Genomic DNA, 17,203 nt, shown 5'->3' with positions numbered 1-17,203 from the left:
GATTACCTTTTGGCAACAATTCGTTAAAATTGTATTTGAAATAAAAATAATGAATTTTATTTCAAATACAGTTAATGGGTAAAAAATTATTCTAAATGAGTAAATATTCATTTTTAGTCATATAAATACACTTGGCATTGTTTTAAACGATTTTCCCTTCAATATCTCAGTTTGCAGCATACTTGAGTTGATCGAGCATTTTATTGATTTAGCACCAAGACAGACGTTTAACTGCTCCCTAAACTGACGCCCTTTTGATAAATATTAAGGGCTTATTGTGGGCTTAGACGATTACGTGAATACTTTTGGCTCTTACTGCAAAGCCCGATATGGTGAGCGCATCAAAAAACTCACTATTGACGCGCAATTTACCTGCCCAAACCGTGATGGCACACTAGGTATTGGTGGGTGTACCTTCTGTAATGTGGCTTCATTTAATGCTCAGCAAGGTCTCGAACAGCCCATCTCTACACAACTTGCTGAAGGAAAGTTGCGAGCGCATTTATTTCCTAATAATGACCAAAAAACTCGGCCTGCGAAGGTATCGAGTGCCAAGTATATTGCTTATTTTCAAGCGTATACGAGCACCTATGATGAATTTAGTCAGTTAAAACACAAATACGATCAAGCCATTGAAGATAAAGATATCGTGGGTTTACATATTGGTACCCGTCCTGACTGCGTGCCAGATGACGTGATCGATTTACTGGTTGAGTACCAACATCAAGGCCTTGATGTGTGGCTGGAGCTTGGATTACAAACAAGTAATACACTCACGCTAAAAAGGATTAATCGCGGCCATCTCTTAAATGAATACCGTAAAACCGTTCATGCAGCACGCTCTCGTGGCATTAAGGTATGTACGCACTTAATTTTAGGTTTGCCTGGTGAAACAACGGTTGATTACTTTAATAGTTTACAAACCGTATTAGGCATCGGTGTGGACGGGATCAAATTGCATCCTTTGCATATCGTAGAAGGCAGCACGATGGCGAAGCAATGGCGCTATAAGCCTATGCCTTTATTAACTCTCGAAGAATATGCTTCTGCTGCGGCCACGCTTATTCGCCATACGCCTGAGCACATTATCTATCATCGCGTTACCGCTTATGCTAAAAAGCCGATGTTACTCGCACCAGACTGGTGTGCTTATCGCTGGGATGGATTAGTTGCGATTGTTGATGAACTTCGAGAATACGGTGGTCAAGGCAGTGCATTGATTGGCCAGTACAAAACCGCTTAGCATTATGTAGAGAGTTAGGATGTTTGCATTTTTAATCGCCTAATTGAATGAATTACTACCAAAATGAGCTTTTTTTAAACATTGGTAATACCAGTGGTACCATGGTGTTAATCAGTTGTTATCATTTCAAATAAAAGCAGTGCAATCCATTGGCAAGTCTTGCATAGGGTATTTTACTGGGTATTATGTTTGTAATTTTATAGCGTTAGATTTTATAGAGGTGTCACCATGGCCACAACGCAGTTAGACTCAATATTGGATCTCAATACACTTGAGCAATATATCAGTGCCATTGGTGCTGGGACTTTATTAAAAAGCGTGGTGTTATTTGAGCAGTTAATGCCTGAGTATGTCAGTAGCTTAGTTAAAGCGGATGATGCAAGCGACAAAGAAACCTTATGTGCAGAAGCACACAAGTTTAAAGGTGCGGCAGGTTCTGTTGGATTAAAGCGTATTCAGCAATTTGCTCAGTTGTTACAACATAGCGAAGAAGCAAATTGGGATGCGGAACATAAAACTTGGCTTGGCCAAATTGTTGAGCATGCAGCTAAAGATTTACAGCAATTAAAAGAGTACTTAGAAGCTAAAGCTTGATGAGCATTAAGCTCGTATGAGTACGCTGTTAACCATAAGCTTTTAACAGTAAGCTCATCGCAATGAAAGAGAATGCCTCATGTTGATGAGGCATTTTTTATGGGCGTTTGTCATGTCCTCGTTATCATAAACTTGTTATTCGGCCATATTTAATTCATTATTTGAATCAACATCGACAAGGGCAATCGCTTATATGAAAAATCTTCCTAGCCTTAAAAATCTATATTATTTAGTGCATTTGCATCAAGAACAAAACTTCAATCGAGCTGCAAAAATGTGCTTTGTGAGTCAATCTACGCTTTCAAGTGGTATCCAAAATCTTGAAGAACAACTGGGCTACCAACTCATTGAGCGTGATCATAAGTCATTTATGTTTACTGCCATTGGTGAAGAGGTGGTGGAGCGTGCGCGAAATATATTAACCAATGTGGATGATTTAGTTGAGCTGGTTAAAAACCAAGGTGAGCCAATGACCGGTGAAATCCGTTTAGGCTGTATTCCAACGATTGCACCATTTTTACTGAGTCGTGTGGTTAAGTTATGTCAGCAAGATTACCCTAAGCTAAGCTTATTATTAAAAGAAGACACCACTGAGCGTTTGCTTGATGCATTAGCTAAAGGCGAGTTAGATTTACTCATATTGGCATTACCCGTTGATACGAATGGTTTTCATAGTATGAAAGTCGGGATTGACCCGTTTAAGATGGTCATGCATAAAGAGTTATCAGAAGGTGTTGTACAGCCTATTGATTATCAAAAAATGCCAGATGAGAGCATCTTTTTACTGCAAGCAGAGCACTGTATTACGGGCCATGCGATTACAGCATGTCAGTTAGGAGATAGTTCCAAGGTGAATCCATTTGCGGCAACCAGCTTGCACACGTTAGTGCAGATGGTTAATAGCAAATTAGGTACCACTTTTTTACCTCAGATGGCTATCGACACCGGAATCTTACACGACACCGATTTAATCGCGATGGACCCACCTGGTGAAGCACCTTACCGAGATATCGGGTTAGTGTGGCGTCAAACAACCAGCCGTATTTCGACGTTTAGAACACTAGGCTTAGCCATTCAGAAAAAGTTATTAGCACAAGAATTGCCTAAATAACCACTGCTTAATCGTTAAGATGAGTGGGTTTGATGGGAGCAGCACCAAAGACTTCAATTGGGTGTTGCTTTCCTTTTAGGACGATAGGCCCTAAATCTGTTAATTGATATTGGCTATTTTGCTGTTCAAGACGATGCACTACATCCCCAGATAACAACATTCTTTGGCCTAATGGATTACATTGATCTTGCAGCCTTGCCAGCGTGTTAAGCACATCACTAAAGAAACTAATCTCTTGTTTATGCACGCCAACTACTGCCGCAACGACTTGGCCACAATGTGCCGCCGCTTTAAATTTAGGCACAAACCCATATTGCTGCTCAAAATATTGAGTTTGCCATTTGAGTTGCTGGCAAAATTCAAAATAAATATTCATACAGCGATCGTGCTTTATGCCTTGCTCTAAAGGCCAATGGATTAACACCGCATCGCCCATATAACGATAAATCTCAGCTTCATTGTCCGATACGGTATCGGCCAACATGCTAAAGCTGTCTTGAATTAAGCGACTAAAGCGGTAATCACCTAGAGTCTCAGCATGTGCTGTCGATGACACCATATCGATAAACAAGAATAATTGATGTTCATATCGAGGTTTATGATATCGACCTAAGCCGATATTCAGCAGCACTTTAGGTCCTACTAACAGTGCCATTTGCTCGATAAACGCTAAGCTGACCCTTACCACAACAAGATAGACCACCAACGCCTGAAATGATGGACTGTAAATAATGTGAATGCTGAGCATTTGTCTTAGTGTCACCATGTGGTTGTCAATTGCCCACATATTTAAAAATTGAGTGACATAAGCAAGGGTGGTCGCGCCGAGGAGTAAAAACAGGCCTTTAAATACAACTGAAAATAAATAAGGCAGACGGCTGATTGCGCTAAAGTCGGCGATTAAATTCGACATCCAATGCAATCCGCCAAAGATAAACCCCATAAATACCGCAAGCGTGGCTAAATCTGCATTACTAATGGCCCAATCGGGAAGCTGTGCCGATTGTGAATAGCGAAAAAACACAAATGACGCCATTGCGACGCACCAAGCAAACACGGCGAATAATAATTTTTGAGTCTGACGGCGTGCTTTCACTAGGAAATTAAGGGTCCGAATGGCTTAGTAATAAGCGGTGTAGTTTATAGAATAACGGTTCGGTTGGGATAGTTTATTTGTGATGTAGATCAAGAGATGTGCAGAAAAATGTGTCCCAGTGCAAACTTTTGTCCTGATGATGGAACTCGCGCCCAATAATCGTGGACGTTAATTTAGGCAAATGCATTATTTAAAATTTGTTGCGTAAACTCGATTTTCAAATAAAAGCCACGAGGATTAGATAACTGTATGCTGCCATTTTCGGCAATACTTTCGGTTAATGTATGGCTATTAGCGGCTTTAGGCCGAAGCTGTAACACCTCACCATGACGAGCTGTAATTTTATCGACCTTACCCAATGCGATAAGCTCCATAATTTCTTCCCAATCTTGTTGCAGTTGTTGCGCTTGCAATGCATTAGGTTGCCACAAAATGGGGGTGCCTATGCGTCGTTCTGCCACAGGGATGTTGCGATCACCTTCGACAGGTACCCACAGCACGTGTTGCAACTTATGAAATACGACACTGTCTTGCCATGTTAACCCTTGAATGTTGATCAGTGGTGCCACGGTGACATAAGTGGTTTCGAGCGGCTTACCTTTATAGTCAATAGGGATGGTTTTTAGCTCAACACCGAGATGAATAAAGTCCGGTTGTGGTTTTGAACCTGCTAAAGCGCCTAATTCAGATTCGATCAATTGCCCAACCCAACCTTTATCGCGTCTTAGGTTATCCGGTACCGCTATTTGGTTATCTGCTGCAATATCCGCAAGACGGATACCCGCCATATCATGCGCTCTTTGCATTAATTCATGAATGTCTTTAGGGGACGATTTTGCCATGATCCAATAGGTACCTTTGTATTGATGCAAGTCATCGATGAAAATAAGTGTCTATATAAGTGTTCTATATTTGGTAACCGTTAACCCGCTTAACATGCTCTAACTGTTGGTTAGACGTGTGGATACGCCAACCGTAGGTTATATTGAGGCTAACCTTAGCAGTGCCAAAAACAGCGTGCAATATGCTAGCAAGTATTGATTAACAATAACAAGTTTACTGAGTGCAAATTTACTGGTTAAAAAACAACCTTAAATGTTGAAGGTAACAAAATACAATTGCATGTTGTTTTAAGGTATTGTTTTAAAGATGTTTTTTCGATTATCTGTTTAGATGGTTTTGACTTGTCCCAAGTTACTCTCTCTTTTCCCTGTATTTCACACATAGTTATCCACAGATTTAATGGATAACTGTTATTCTCAGTGTCTTTAACTGATTAAAAAGGTCAAGTCAACGCAATAAAATGGCTTTTTTATCAGTTTAATTTAAAAAAAGCCTTGTTATTTGTGTATAACTTATGAGGTGCTAGGGTATTTAGGTCACTTATTTGTTGTTGTTCGTTTTTTACTCAAATATTGCGATCGATCGTATTTTTTATTTTGATATGTAATTAAGCTGTTGTATTTAAATTGTATTTACGTGCAAGCTGTATGGTTAGTAAAAATGGTTTACTGCCGATTTTTACATCTTAATCAAGGTTTACCAAAGTTTCGAACAGAGATATCCACAGATTTTGTGGATAATCGACAAGTGTAATGGATTTGGCTGTTGATAAAGTCTATTTGTACACAATGTTATTCAATTATCCACAATGTAGGGTATGGGTTGCGCTGCATAGTCGCTGTTAATCGTGGGTGCTTATTGCCTTGCTTACAATGAAATGGATGAGTGAATCCGAGCTAAGTGTTAATCAAAGACTTATTTTTATGCAATTTCCTGATTTTAATTTAATTATCCCGCCATGTAAGGTGAATTGAGGGTAAATAGAGGTTTGCCGATAGGCATGCTTTGTGAAACAATCAAACGATATAAAATTTGTTAATTTTGGAGTCCATGTGATTGATAGCGACGGCTTTCGCGCAAATGTGGGCATCATTATCTGCAATAAATTTGGACAAGTAATGTGGGCTCGGCGTTTTGGCCAACATTCATGGCAGTTTCCACAGGGTGGGTTAGATGATGGCGAGTCTGCAGAAGAAGCCATGTATCGTGAACTTTACGAAGAAGTGGGGCTGAGACCCGAGCATGTTCAAATTTTAACATCCACTCGCTCCTGGTTACGTTACCGTTTACCTAAGCGTTTGGTTCGCCAAGAAAGCAAACCCGTTTGCATTGGCCAAAAGCAGAAATGGTTTTTACTACAATTAAAAGGTCACGATAATACCATTAACTTAAATTCTTCAGGTCATCCAGAATTTGATGATTGGCGTTGGGTGAGTTATTGGTATCCCGTTCGTCAGGTAGTGTCTTTTAAGCGCGATGTATATAGAAAGGTGATGAAAGAGTTCGCATCGACGACATTAGCGCTGCAAACGCGCGAATTGAGTAACAAACGAAGCAAACAACGGAGTTAACTGATTTCATAGAGGGTTGGAACAGTGTTAAGTATGCTCAGGGATATCACCCAAGCGGTAGCGAGAGCGAATAGCTTGGAGAGTGCATTAAATATTTTGGTGGCGCAAACGCGTATCGCGATGGCGACGCATTGCTGTTCTATTTATATCCTCGAGCAACAAAACTTGGTGCTATCGGCCACTGAGGGACTTGAAAAGTCCGCAGTCGGCCGAGTCAGTATGCCCCTTTCAGAAGGGTTAGTCGGCTTAGTCGCCCAACGTGAAGAAGCCGTTAATTTGGCTGACGCACGTATTCACCCGCGTTTCAAATTATTCCCCGAAGCAGTTGAAGAAGAGTACCGAGCCTTTTTGGCGGTCCCCATTATTTTTCAAAAGTTGGTTGTGGGCGTTATTGTTGTACAGCAACCTGAAGCTAGACAGTTTAGCGAAAACGAAGAAGCATTTTTGATGACGCTGGCTGCCCAGCTTGCGGTTGTGATCAGAAGTCTGAAGCATAAAGCTGCCATTACGAATGTTCAGCATCAAGTTGTATTTAATGGTGTCACGGCATCGAGTGGTATCGCAATTGCCCATGGGTTAGTGCTCGGTGGCACGATTTCATTGGAGCAGCCAGAATTACATTGCGCCGATATTGACAGTGAATTACGCCGACTTAAACATGCCATGCAACGCTGCAGTGATATGTTGTCTTCTATTTCACAGCGTTTTGAGCGCGAAAAGTCGGGCGATGTAGCCTCTATTTTTACCGCATTCCAATTACTACTCGACGAGTCTAGCCTAGGCGGCGAATATGCGCGCGAAGTTGCACTTGGTTGGCAGTCAGAGTCAGCAGTGAGCCGCGTCTCTCTTCGTTATATTGAACAATTTTTGGCGATGGAAGACCCGTACTTAAAAGAACGGGCTAGCGATATTCGAGAACTCGGCCAAAAAGTGCTACGACAATTGATTGAGCCTGGGCGCTTAGAGGTCGATCCTGATAAGCCGGTTATTTTAGTGGCTAAAGAAGTTGATGCGACATTACTCGCTGAATTTCCAAGGCAAAAGCTAGCGGGGATTGTAACTGAGCGCGGTGGGGTTAATGCCCACGCTGCAATCTTAGCCCGTGCTTTAGGTGTCCCTGCTATTGTGGGCACAGAAGATATTCTGTCAGCGGATATCGATCAAAAATTATTAGTGCTTAATGCAACGCGAGGTCAACTACTCGTTTCACCTTCTCCTGCAGTGATTGAAGAATATCAATTACTGCTTGATGCTGATGTTGAAAAACAAAAGCAATTTTCTGCAGAGTTGAGTTTACCGTCGATTACAACAGACGGTCAGCGGATCCAGCTATATCTCAATGCAGGCTTGTTAAGCGGTATTGCGTCTGAAATTGCCGAAGGTGCCGATGGCATTGGTCTTTATCGTACCGAAATCCCCTTTATGTTACATCAACGCTTTCCGAGTGAGAGTGAACAAATCAATGTTTATCGCCAAGTGCTTAGCGCTGCAGGTGATAGACCTGTGGTGATGCGCACATTAGATGTGGGTGGAGATAAGCCGTTACCGTATTTTCCGATCAAAGAAGATAATCCGTTTTTAGGATGGCGCGGTATACGTTTGTCGCTCGATCATCCCGAATTATTTTTAGTGCAATTACGCGCTATGTTACAGGCGGGTGGCAAAGGTAATCAGCTGCAAATTTTATTACCTATGGTGAGTAACCTCGATGAGATCGATCAAACTTTGGCTTATCTTGAGCAAGCGTTTACTGAATTAAACCAAGAATTCAACACGATTTTAGTGAGACCTAAAGTGGGTGTCATGCTTGAAGTGCCCGCGTTACTGTATCAATTACAAGACGTGGCTAAACGTGTCGACTTTGTGTCTGTGGGCAGTAACGATTTGACTCAATATCTGTTGGCTGTCGATCGCAATAATCCCAGTGTTAGCTCCTTATTTGACAGTTATCATCCGGGGATCTTACGTGCGCTAAAAATGGCTGTAGATGATTGTAAACGTTATGATTTAGACGTGAGCGTTTGCGGGGAATTAGCCGGTGAACCCTATGGCGCATTATTGTTAGTGGCGATGGGCTACCATAAGTTGAGTATGAACCAAGCCAGTTTAGCCAGGATTAACTATCTACTTAGACGTGTTTCACAGCAAGATTTATCTGAGTTACTTATCATTGTGCTGCGCCAATCTAATGGCCAACAAGTACGAACTTTATTAGCTAATTTTTTACAAAAACATGATTTAGATGATTTAATTAATCCGTAAATAGTCAATGTTATGATGTTTGACGGTATATCGCGCTTATTAAAAGGATGTCGTTATGGATAGTATGCTGCAGGTGTTTATTATTTGTCTGTTGCTTGGTTCAATTGTCGGCTTCCTGGCGGGATTGTTGGGCATTGGTGGTGGGCTCATTATTGTGCCAGCCTTATTATATATCTTACCGTCAGTTGGCGTGAGTGTAGGGCAGTTAACTCATGTCGCGATTGCTACCTCACTAGCGTCCATTATCTTAACGTCTATGTCATCTGCTACTGCTCACCATAAACGCGGTAATGTGCCCTGGGAATTATTCAAACCTATTATGCCTGGCATTGTGGTCGGCTCTTTGGCCTCTGCATTTGTTTCGGAACAAATTTCATCTGCAGATTTACAACAAGCTTTTGCTATATTTGTGGTGTTAATGGCAATACAAATGGCGTTTCCATTTAAGGTTAAAACCGGCGACAACATGCCGAAGTTTGCCGTGCTGTTTGGTATATCCATTGTGATTGCGCTCATTGCTGGTTTAATGGGGATTGGTGGCGGTGTATTGCTGGTGCCTTTCTTAAGTTATTGCGGATTACAAATGCGCCAAGCCGTTGGATTTTCATCGGTAACGGGTATGTTTATCGCAATTTCTGGCACCATTGGTTACATCATTGCAGGCTTTGATGCACCAAATTTACCCGAGGGTGCATTTGGGTTTATTTATTTACCTGCACTATGCGGCATCATTATTAGTTCAATATTGTGTGCTCCGCTTGGGGTTAAAGCAGCCAGTTCTTGGCCTACGCCAGTATTGAAAAAAATCTTTGCCTGCTTACTCGTCGTCGTTGGATTAAAACTTTTATTGAGCTAACTCAATAAATCAGTGACGAGTAAAAAACGCCCTTGTTCAGATGTTGAACAAGGGCGCATTCGTATTAAGTATTACACTGCAAAAGGGTATTTAATGGCATCGTGATGTTCATAGCCTTCAACGCTAAAATCATCTAATGTTACCCAGGTTTCAATGTCGTTTAAGCTGGTGATGTTGGGATTGATAATCAACTTTGGTGAACCAAATGGTTCGCGTGTTAATTGAATATCACGCATCGGCGCCAGTTGATCTTCATAAATATGGGCGTTAACGATTTTATGATATGCCTTGCCAGCTTTGTGGCCGGTTATTTGTGCCATTAAGGCCAGTAATACATATACTTGAACCATATTGAAATTGAGCCCAAGCGGCACATCACAACTGCGTTGAGTGCTGTTAAGGTATAAAGTGTCACCTAAGAGCGAAAAATGATGTTCGTACATACAAGGACGTAGACATCCGAGGTCAAAAGCGCCAGGATGATAAAAAGTTAAGATTTCACCGCGGTTATCAATGCCGTTACTAAGGTCATCGACTATTTGCTGTAGTAAATCAACATGACCCCCAGTCGGTTTTGGAAACGCGCGACCCAGGGCGCCATAAATTAGCCCCATATCATCATGGCCTTTACGGTTTGGGTTATTAAGCCAAGCTTGGTTTTCGTTGGCGTTAGCGTCCCATGTTTTGGTGCCTAATGCTCTAAAGTCAGCTGCATTTTGATAACCTCGTAAATAGCCGAGCACTTCAGCAATGGCTGATTTCCAAAAACTTTTACGCGTGGTCACTAGCGGGAATTGATTGTTGCCAACGTCGTAAACTAAATCGGCGTTAATGACGGTAAGGCATTTTTTGTTGGTTCGGGCATTATTGACCCACTCACCTTCATCGACAATGCGTTTGCACAGATCTAAATACTGTTTCATTTGGTTCAATTCCTTTTTTGCTTTTAGCGATTATACCTAATCAATGCAACCAAATCTTTAGGCGCAAAATTTTAATTTAAGGCTTAATTTGAAGAGTAATGCGACAAACACCTCGGTTAAACCGAGTTAACTAGTAGAAAGAATCGATTATGATTGTTTGAATGGATACTGTAGAGTCAATCTATTGTTCATAAAGGAGTGTTATATGGAACGTGCAATTAGAAACTTTGTCAGTCAAGAGTCAGCTGGTGGTATTTTGTTGATGGTCGCTGTGGCCTTGGCAATGTTACTCGCTAATTCGCCTTTAGCGGATTTATATCAGGGCTTCTTGAGTACCGGAGTACAATTGCGTGTAGGCGAGCTAGACATCAATAAGCCACTATTACTCTGGATTAACGATGGCTTGATGGCATTATTCTTTTTACTCATTGGCCTTGAAGTTAAACGCGAGCTGTTAGAAGGTGCGCTTTCAAGTGTTGCGAAAGCTTCTTTACCGAGTTTTGCCGCGATTGGCGGTATGGTATTTCCTGCATTATTTTATTTGGCGTTTAATTACACGAATCCAGAAACCCAAGTGGGGTGGGCTATTCCTGCTGCAACGGATATTGCGTTTGCGTTAGGTATTATGGCGCTTTTGGGTAGCCGAGTGCCCGTGGCATTAAAAGTGTTTTTATTGGCGTTGGCTATCATTGATGATTTAGGCGTAATTGTGATCATTGCGCTGTTTTACAGCACTGATTTATCTATGATGAGTTTAATTATTGCAGCTGTGTCTATTGTACTAATGGTGGCTCTTAACCGCAGAGGTGTAAGTGCTATCACGCCTTATGCAATAGTGGGTTTTGTATTGTGGGTCGCGGTATTGAAATCAGGTGTTCATGCGACATTAGCAGGCGTTATTATTGCATTTTGTATTCCATTACGAGACAAAGCAGGCGCTTCGCCATCAGGGCGTTTAGAGCATAAATTACATCCTTGGAGTACCTTTTTGATTCTACCGGTATTCGCTTTTGCTAACGCGGGCTTGTCATTGACCAATATGTCTTTCGAGTCATTCGCAGAACCGATTACGTTAGGCATCATGATGGGATTGATGTTTGGTAAACCGATTGGAGTATTATTATTTAGTTACGCGGCAGTGAAACTTAAATTAGCCGAATTACCTCCGGGAATAGGTTGGAACCAGATTATCCCCGTTGCAGTAATGTGTGGTATTGGCTTCACTATGTCAGTCTTTATTGCGTCGTTAGCATTTGAACATTCACCAGCAGCATATGGTGATTATGCAAGATTAGGCATTTTAACAGGATCGTTATTTGCAGCGCTGATTGGTTATTTTTGGTTAGCCAAAGTTCTGCCTAAGACAGGAGAGAACCATGAAACTATTTAAATTATCCCTAGGGTTATTACTAAGTGCGTTTGTTATACCCGCTTCAGCAAATTCGTTTGATGTTTGTTTAAAGTCATCAGAGTCGGCTACGTGTCAGAGTTATTTAGAGGGTGTTGTCGATGGTGCGCTGATGTACCGCGACAATCAGGCTAAAAAACGTATTGACCCTAATAACTATGAATCGCGGGCACTAAAATACCGTGCTGGTAAACGCTATCAAACAGCCAACGTTAATTACTGCTCAAGCCACATATTAATTAAAGAAGAAGTGGTTTCTGCGTTAACGGAGCAAGTGTCATTAAACAATGTGAGTAATAGCGATGAGTTGGAAACCGTTATTACCAGTCTAATGGATTGCCCACGACCTAAGTAACGATTGTGCAATACAAACGCAGCCTAAAGGCTGCGTTTTTGTATAAGCATTTATCGCGAAAATACTCAATTATTTGCCATCGTAGTTTTTTGCTATAGTAGAGTGATTAATTTTTTAGGTTGTTGAATGATATGCAGCATTTAAACTATAACCATCTGTATTATTTTTGGATGGTACAAAAAAAAGGCTCGGTGACTAAAGCGGCCGAAGCTCTGTGTCTTGCACCGCAAACCATTACAGGGCAAATACGTGCACTAGAAGAGCGTCTGAAAGGGTCGCTTTTCAAACGTGTCGGACGAAATTTGGTCGCGACTGAGTTAGGTGAGTTGGTTTTTCGCTATGCAGATAAAATGTTTAGCCTGAGTTATGAAATGCTCGATTTACTCAATTATCAAAAAGATGATTCACTGTTATTTGAGGTGGGTATTGCGGATGCGTTATCTAAAGCGTTAGTCAGCAGAGTATTGTTAACCGTTATCCCTAATGACGGATCGGTGCATCTAGCGTGTTATGAGTCGACTCATGAAAGCCTTATCGAGCGTTTGCGCGAGCATAAATTAGATATGATTTTATCGGATTGTGCTGGTGGGTCATTAAAGTACCCTGAAATTCTGTCGAAAAAATTAGGTGAATGCGGTATCAGCTTTTTTGCTGCAGAAGCATCAACACTGCCTTTTCCTGCTTGTCTTGAAGAGCGTAAATTGCTTATTCCGGGTAAGCGCACATCACTTGGGCAGCAATTACATCGTTGGTTTGCTGAAAAAAACCTAAACGTAAATATATTAGGCGAGTTTGATGATGCCGAGATGATGAAGGCGTTTGGTTATTTTAATCGAGGCATTTTTGTCGCACCGTCTATTTATCGTCATGATATACTGTCACAAGGGATGGTTTTACTTGGTGAAACCAGCGATATTCAAGAAGAGTATCATGTCATGTTTGCTGAGCGCATGATCCAACATCCGGCGGTTAAATCATTATTAGCCACTGATTTTGGTGATTTGTTTGCTGGGTTAGATCTACAAGTACAAAGTTTTGAACATCGTATTAGCTAGTAGGCATCAGGAGATTTGTGTTGGAATTAATGAATATTGCTCGTGTTCGCTGGGCATGCCGTCGCGGAATGTTAGAATTAGATGTCTTGTTTCAACCGTTTGTTGAAGCACAATATGAAACATTGAGCGATGCTGACAAGCAAACGTTTATCCGCTTATTAGAATGTGAAGACCCTGAGTTATTTGCTTGGTTTATGGGCCATGAACAATGCCCTGACACGCAATTAGCCGATATGGTAGTGAAAGTCCGTGGACGAGCCGCACCTTAAGGCTTCTGCAACTTCTACCCGCTCTTTTAGCACTCATCAGCATCAATTTGCGTTGAGTGCTTCATTTCTATATCGATTTGCTCTGGTGTGTTTTTTTGCCGTTATGTTGTGCAGTTTTTTAGCTTGGCCAGACTCTTCATCATCTTTATATTTATTTATACAACGATTACTGTTCATGTTAACTCTAGGGTTGCTGATTTATTGTTGGCGTAAATTAACCTTATGGTATTGCGTGTTGTGCATTGATAATTCTGGTGGCGCAACATTGACAGATGCCGTATCTGAGGTTTGTCGAGTAGAGTTTAGTCGCCACCCGATAGTGAATCCATTAGTGTGTATTATCTTTTTACGAGAGGTAAAAACCGGTGAAAAACGATGGGTGTGGGTATGGCAAGATATGTTAACCGACACAGAGTACCGCACTCTATGTCGGTTGTTATTACAACGTAAACTGGTTCACTAACCCTTCGTGCAGCATTTTGTGACCATGTTTACTGCATCAATAATTCGCTGCAAAAAAACGTGAAAGATTAATCTCCCCTAGCGTCCAGGCTGCAAAATAGTTGGCTTGGGGTTATCAATTTGTTCAGGATAGTCGATGTTGTAATGTAAACCGCGGCTTTCTTTACGATCCATTGCACAACGAATAATCAACTCTGCAACCTGTACTAAATTACGCAATTCCAGTAAATTATTACTGACTCTAAAGTTTGAGTAATATTCTTCAATTTCTTGTTGCAGCATCAAACAACGTCTAAGCGCGCGCTCTAAGCGCTTATCGGTGCGCACTATGCCAACGTAATCCCACATAAAAAGACGTAATTCGTGCCAGTTATGGGCAATAACAACTTCTTCATCTGAGTTACTGACTTTACTTTCATCCCAAACAGGTAACGGACAAGGCATGGCAATTTTATGCAGCTGACTTTCAATATCTTGAGAGGCTGCTCGTGCAAACACCAAGCATTCCAATAATGAATTACTGGCTAAGCGGTTCGCACCATGTAGGCCAGTATAAGCCACTTCACCAATAGCGTATAAACCGTTGATGTCGGTTTGGCCGTGCAGATCAGTCATTACGCCACCGCAAGTGTAATGGGCAGCAGGCACCGCTGGAATAGGATCTTTAGTAATATCGATACCTAATTCAAGACAACGCTGATAAATGGTTGGGAAATGTTTAATTATAAAATCAGCAGGTTTGTGGCTGATGTCTAAATAAACACAATCTGCCCCGAGTCGTTTCATTTCATAATCGATGGCACGCGCCACAATATCACGCGGTGCCAGTTCTGCACGCTCGTCAAAATCGGGCATAAAACGGCTACCATCAGGACGACGTAAAAAAGCACCTTCGCCTCGTAAAGCCTCGGTGAGTAGAAAGTTTCGGGCATTGGGGTGAAATAAACACGTAGGATGGAATTGATTAAACTCCATATTAGCGACACGACAACCGGCGCGCCATGCCATGGCTATCCCGTCTCCACTGGCGATGTCTGGGTTAGAAGTATATTGATATACTTTTGAACTGCCTCCCGTCGCTAGAGCTACAAACTTTGCTTTGACGGTTTCGACATGCTCTTCATCTCGGTTCCATACATAAGCACCAAGCACTCGATTACCCGGGCGGTTGAGTTTGCGCGTAGTAATTAAATCGATAGCGTTATAACGCTCTAGCACCGTGATATTTGGGTGTGCAAGGGCACGTTCTTGTAATGTGGTTTGTACTGCTTTACCGGTAGCATCTGCTGAATGTAAAATACGGCGATGGCTGTGACCACCTTCGCGGGTAAGATGGTACGGCATGGCTGCAGTGCTGTCTCCGCCGGCCGTTTCTTCTTTATCAAATGCGACGCCACAGTTAATGAGCCACTGCATTGCACTTTTGGCGTTTTCTGCGGTATAGGTGACAACGGATTTGTCACACAGTCCTGCGCCAGCAATTAAAGTATCACTTACATGAGACTCAATAGTGTCACCTTCATCAAATACTGATGCGATTCCACCTTGTGCATATAAGGTTGAGCCTTCAGACAAAGGGCCTTTAGAAAGAAGAATTACTTTTGATTTTTCAGCTAGATGTAACGCTAAAGTCAGTCCTGCAGCGCCGCTGCCGATGACCAAAATGTCAGATTGGTGTTCAACTGCTTGTTTCATCAGGTATCATGGTGTGGCCAAGTGGTTTGATTATAGTAAATCAAATTATCTAGGCTGGGTACTTTTACAGCGTGTTTTATTGCGGTTTTGCTTAGTTATTTTAATTACATCTCAAAATAATTAACTTTTTTTAATTCAATATCGAACTTTTTTCATATCAGTGAGTCTACTTATATGAACAGGATTCGAGCGACTGAGAAATCAGTATTACAGATTTAGGAGTAGTCGGCTCGGATGAGTGGACAATATAGTGATCAACAATTAGTTGAACGAGTACAGCAAGGCGATAAAAACGCATTCAACCTGTTAGTGCTAAAGTATCAAAATAAAGTGATGAGTTTGATTTCTCGATATATTCGCAACCAAGCGGATGTTCAAGATGTAACACAAGAAGCCTTTATTAAAGCATATAGAGCGTTAGCGAATTTTCGTGGTGAGAGTGCATTTTATACTTGGTTGTACCGTATTGCGGTAAACACCGCAAAAAACCATCTTACTTCACAAGGGCGCAGAGCACCTGCAAACGATGTTGATATTGAAGATGCAGAATATTATGAAGGTAGTGATGCGTTAAAAGAGTTTGCATCACCCGAGCGTTTATTAATGAAAGATCAAATGAGTAAAGTGATCTTCGACACGCTTGATACCTTACCAGAAGAATTAAAAATGGCGATATCGCTCAGAGAGTTAGACGGTATGAGTTACGAGGATATTGCCAATATTATGGATTGCCCCGTCGGAACAGTAAGATCTCGTATCTTCCGAGCCCGCGAAGCAATCGACAAACAGCTCCAGCCTTTGCTGGAAAAGTAACTGCCTTAACGTTAAATAGGTGAAAAATGCTTAAATCAAGTCAAGAATGGGTATCTGCAGCAGTTGATGGTGAAACCGATGAAAACTCATTGGCACAACTTTCTGCTGACGTTGATTCACATGCACAATGGCAGCGTTATCACATGATAGGTGATACGATGCGCGGTGAATTACCCGCGACCATTGACTTAGACCTTTCTGCTAGCATTATGGCGGCAATTGAGCTTGAACCGACAATTATAGCCCCTAAAGCTCAGCTCAAAGTGTCGACAGAGCAAGTTGCTTCTAGTCCTGCTAAAACCAGCAATGTTGTGCCATTTTTCAAACAGTTTGGCCAATATGCTATTGCAGCGACAGTTGCTATGGTAGCCATTGTGGGTGTGCAATCTTATAATCAAACTAATGATGCTGAGTCGCCACTACCGGTATTAACAACACGTCCTTTAGTGGGTACAGTGTCGCCTGTGAGTTATCAAACTGGGGCAGTACAAAGTCAGCAAAATTACTCAAACGATCAATTGATTGAACAGCGTCGTCGTATTAATGCTTATATTCAAGATCATATGTTGCAACAACGCTTGAATCCAGGTGTGGTTATCGACGAAAATAACAATCAAGATGCTGCGGTTAAACCTTAATCCGTAGCG

Annotated in this window: 17 protein-coding genes; 13 read left to right on the top strand and 4 right to left on the bottom strand. The window is 41.7% G+C overall.

The features are described 5' to 3' along the window. Window positions 1-277 precede the first annotated feature (277 nt). From mnmL to oxyR, 3 genes are all read left to right on the top strand, one after another. Complete coding sequence (gene mnmL / locus AC19MV_RS10910) at window positions 278-1,243, top strand: tRNA modification radical SAM protein MnmL/YtqA (RefSeq protein WP_498307524.1); 966 nt, start codon at window positions 278-280, stop codon at window positions 1,241-1,243. A 228-nt stretch (window positions 1,244-1,471) separates the two neighbouring features. Continuing rightward, window positions 1,472-1,837, top strand: coding sequence for an Hpt domain-containing protein (locus tag AC19MV_RS10905; RefSeq protein WP_432399324.1), 366 nt, complete (start codon window positions 1,472-1,474; stop codon window positions 1,835-1,837). Between the two features lie 193 nt (window positions 1,838-2,030). Then, window positions 2,031-2,948: a hydrogen peroxide-inducible genes transcriptional activator OxyR gene (oxyR, locus tag AC19MV_RS10900; protein WP_432399323.1), complete on the top strand. Its 918-nt coding sequence runs from the start codon at window positions 2,031-2,033 to the stop codon at window positions 2,946-2,948. A gap of 7 nt (window positions 2,949-2,955) precedes the next feature. On the opposite strand, the gene AC19MV_RS10895 is transcribed toward oxyR, so the two are convergent. After that, a complete protein-coding gene (locus AC19MV_RS10895; RefSeq protein ID WP_498307522.1) occupies window positions 2,956-3,984 on the bottom strand; it encodes an adenylate/guanylate cyclase domain-containing protein in 1,029 nt (342 codons plus the stop codon). Window positions 3,985-4,217: 233 nt separating this feature from the next. Further along, a complete protein-coding gene (mutH, locus tag AC19MV_RS10890) occupies window positions 4,218-4,886 on the bottom strand; it encodes a DNA mismatch repair endonuclease MutH (protein WP_498307520.1) in 669 nt (222 codons plus the stop codon). A gap of 1,053 nt (window positions 4,887-5,939) precedes the next feature. Here mutH and rppH point away from each other — a divergent pair. From rppH to AC19MV_RS10875, 3 genes are read left to right on the top strand one after another with little or no spacing between them, the layout of a single operon-like run. Further along, complete coding sequence (gene rppH / locus AC19MV_RS10885) at window positions 5,940-6,458, top strand: RNA pyrophosphohydrolase (protein WP_432399320.1); 519 nt, start codon at window positions 5,940-5,942, stop codon at window positions 6,456-6,458. A gap of 24 nt (window positions 6,459-6,482) precedes the next feature. Then, window positions 6,483-8,720, top strand: a complete 2,238-nt coding sequence (gene ptsP / locus AC19MV_RS10880; protein ID WP_498307518.1) for a phosphoenolpyruvate--protein phosphotransferase — start codon at window positions 6,483-6,485, stop codon at window positions 8,718-8,720. Window positions 8,721-8,775: 55 nt separating this feature from the next. Further along, window positions 8,776-9,576 (top strand): sulfite exporter TauE/SafE family protein, encoded by an 801-nt coding sequence (locus AC19MV_RS10875; RefSeq protein WP_498307516.1) that lies wholly within the window; start codon window positions 8,776-8,778, stop codon window positions 9,574-9,576. 71 nt (window positions 9,577-9,647) lie between these two features. Here AC19MV_RS10875 and AC19MV_RS10870 read toward each other — a convergent pair whose 3' ends face one another. After that, the gene (locus tag AC19MV_RS10870; RefSeq protein WP_498297182.1) at window positions 9,648-10,499 is read right to left on the bottom strand and encodes a thymidylate synthase; all 852 of its coding nucleotides are present in this window, start codon (window positions 10,497-10,499) and stop codon (window positions 9,648-9,650) included. A gap of 205 nt (window positions 10,500-10,704) precedes the next feature. Here AC19MV_RS10870 and nhaA point away from each other — a divergent pair, with 205 nt between their 5' ends. The 5 genes from nhaA (at window position 10,705) to AC19MV_RS10845 (ending at window position 14,049) form a co-directional block, all read left to right on the top strand. Beyond that, a complete protein-coding gene (gene nhaA / locus AC19MV_RS10865) occupies window positions 10,705-11,889 on the top strand; it encodes a Na+/H+ antiporter NhaA (RefSeq protein WP_498297184.1) in 1,185 nt (394 codons plus the stop codon). Continuing rightward, window positions 11,876-12,262: a hypothetical protein gene (locus AC19MV_RS10860; protein WP_432399315.1), complete on the top strand. Its 387-nt coding sequence runs from the start codon at window positions 11,876-11,878 to the stop codon at window positions 12,260-12,262. Before nhaA ends, AC19MV_RS10860 begins: the two co-directional genes overlap by 14 nt. A gap of 131 nt (window positions 12,263-12,393) precedes the next feature. Then, on the top strand, window positions 12,394-13,317 hold the full coding sequence (nhaR, locus tag AC19MV_RS10855; RefSeq protein ID WP_432399314.1) for a transcriptional activator NhaR: 924 nt from the start codon (window positions 12,394-12,396) through the stop codon (window positions 13,315-13,317). 20 nt (window positions 13,318-13,337) lie between these two features. Further along, the gene (locus tag AC19MV_RS10850; RefSeq protein WP_498307514.1) at window positions 13,338-13,586 is read left to right on the top strand and encodes an FAD assembly factor SdhE; all 249 of its coding nucleotides are present in this window, start codon (window positions 13,338-13,340) and stop codon (window positions 13,584-13,586) included. Further along, window positions 13,567-14,049 carry a protein YgfX gene (locus AC19MV_RS10845; RefSeq protein ID WP_498307512.1) on the top strand — a complete coding sequence of 161 codons (483 nt, stop codon included), beginning with the start codon at window positions 13,567-13,569 and terminating at the stop codon, window positions 14,047-14,049. The genes AC19MV_RS10850 and AC19MV_RS10845 overlap by 20 nt, the downstream gene beginning before the upstream one ends. Window positions 14,050-14,126: 77 nt before the next feature. On the opposite strand, the gene nadB is transcribed toward AC19MV_RS10845, so the two are convergent. Next, entirely contained in the window at window positions 14,127-15,743 is a 1,617-nt protein-coding gene (gene nadB, locus AC19MV_RS10840) for an L-aspartate oxidase (protein WP_432399312.1), read from the bottom strand. Between the two features lie 234 nt (window positions 15,744-15,977). Here nadB and rpoE point away from each other — a divergent pair, with 234 nt between their 5' ends. Next, window positions 15,978-16,556, top strand: a complete 579-nt coding sequence (gene rpoE, locus AC19MV_RS10835; protein ID WP_498297190.1) for an RNA polymerase sigma factor RpoE — start codon at window positions 15,978-15,980, stop codon at window positions 16,554-16,556. 26 nt (window positions 16,557-16,582) lie between these two features. Further along, window positions 16,583-17,194, top strand: coding sequence for a sigma-E factor negative regulatory protein (locus AC19MV_RS10830; protein ID WP_498307510.1), 612 nt, complete (start codon window positions 16,583-16,585; stop codon window positions 17,192-17,194). Window positions 17,195-17,203 lie beyond the last annotated feature (9 nt).

It is taken from the genome of Shewanella sp. MF05913, assembly GCF_059758095.1.
The sequence above is the reverse complement of the archived record's forward strand: the minus strand, read 5'-3'. Positions and strand labels throughout refer to the sequence as shown.

Excerpts from the sequence above, each read along its gene's own strand:
- AC19MV_RS10830 (WP_498307510.1), top strand. The coding sequence starts at position 16,583 with ATGCTTAAATCAAGTCAAGAATGGGTATCTGCAGCAGTTGATGGTGAA.
- oxyR (WP_432399323.1), top strand. The coding sequence starts at position 2,031 with ATGAAAAATCTTCCTAGCCTTAAAAATCTATATTATTTAGTGCATTTG.
- AC19MV_RS10875 (WP_498307516.1), top strand. The coding sequence starts at position 8,776 with ATGGATAGTATGCTGCAGGTGTTTATTATTTGTCTGTTGCTTGGTTCA.
- mutH (WP_498307520.1), bottom strand. The coding sequence starts at position 4,886 with ATGGCAAAATCGTCCCCTAAAGACATTCATGAATTAATGCAAAGAGCG.
- nhaA (WP_498297184.1), top strand. The coding sequence starts at position 10,705 with ATGGAACGTGCAATTAGAAACTTTGTCAGTCAAGAGTCAGCTGGTGGT.
- AC19MV_RS10895 (WP_498307522.1), bottom strand. The coding sequence starts at position 3,984 with ATGGCGTCATTTGTGTTTTTTCGCTATTCACAATCGGCACAGCTTCCC.
- rpoE (WP_498297190.1), top strand. The coding sequence starts at position 15,978 with ATGAGTGGACAATATAGTGATCAACAATTAGTTGAACGAGTACAGCAA.
- nhaR (WP_432399314.1), top strand. The coding sequence starts at position 12,394 with ATGCAGCATTTAAACTATAACCATCTGTATTATTTTTGGATGGTACAA.
- nadB (WP_432399312.1), bottom strand. The coding sequence starts at position 15,743 with ATGAAACAAGCAGTTGAACACCAATCTGACATTTTGGTCATCGGCAGC.
- AC19MV_RS10860 (WP_432399315.1), top strand. The coding sequence starts at position 11,876 with ATGAAACTATTTAAATTATCCCTAGGGTTATTACTAAGTGCGTTTGTT.
- AC19MV_RS10905 (WP_432399324.1), top strand. The coding sequence starts at position 1,472 with ATGGCCACAACGCAGTTAGACTCAATATTGGATCTCAATACACTTGAG.
- AC19MV_RS10870 (WP_498297182.1), bottom strand. The coding sequence starts at position 10,499 with ATGAAACAGTATTTAGATCTGTGCAAACGCATTGTCGATGAAGGTGAG.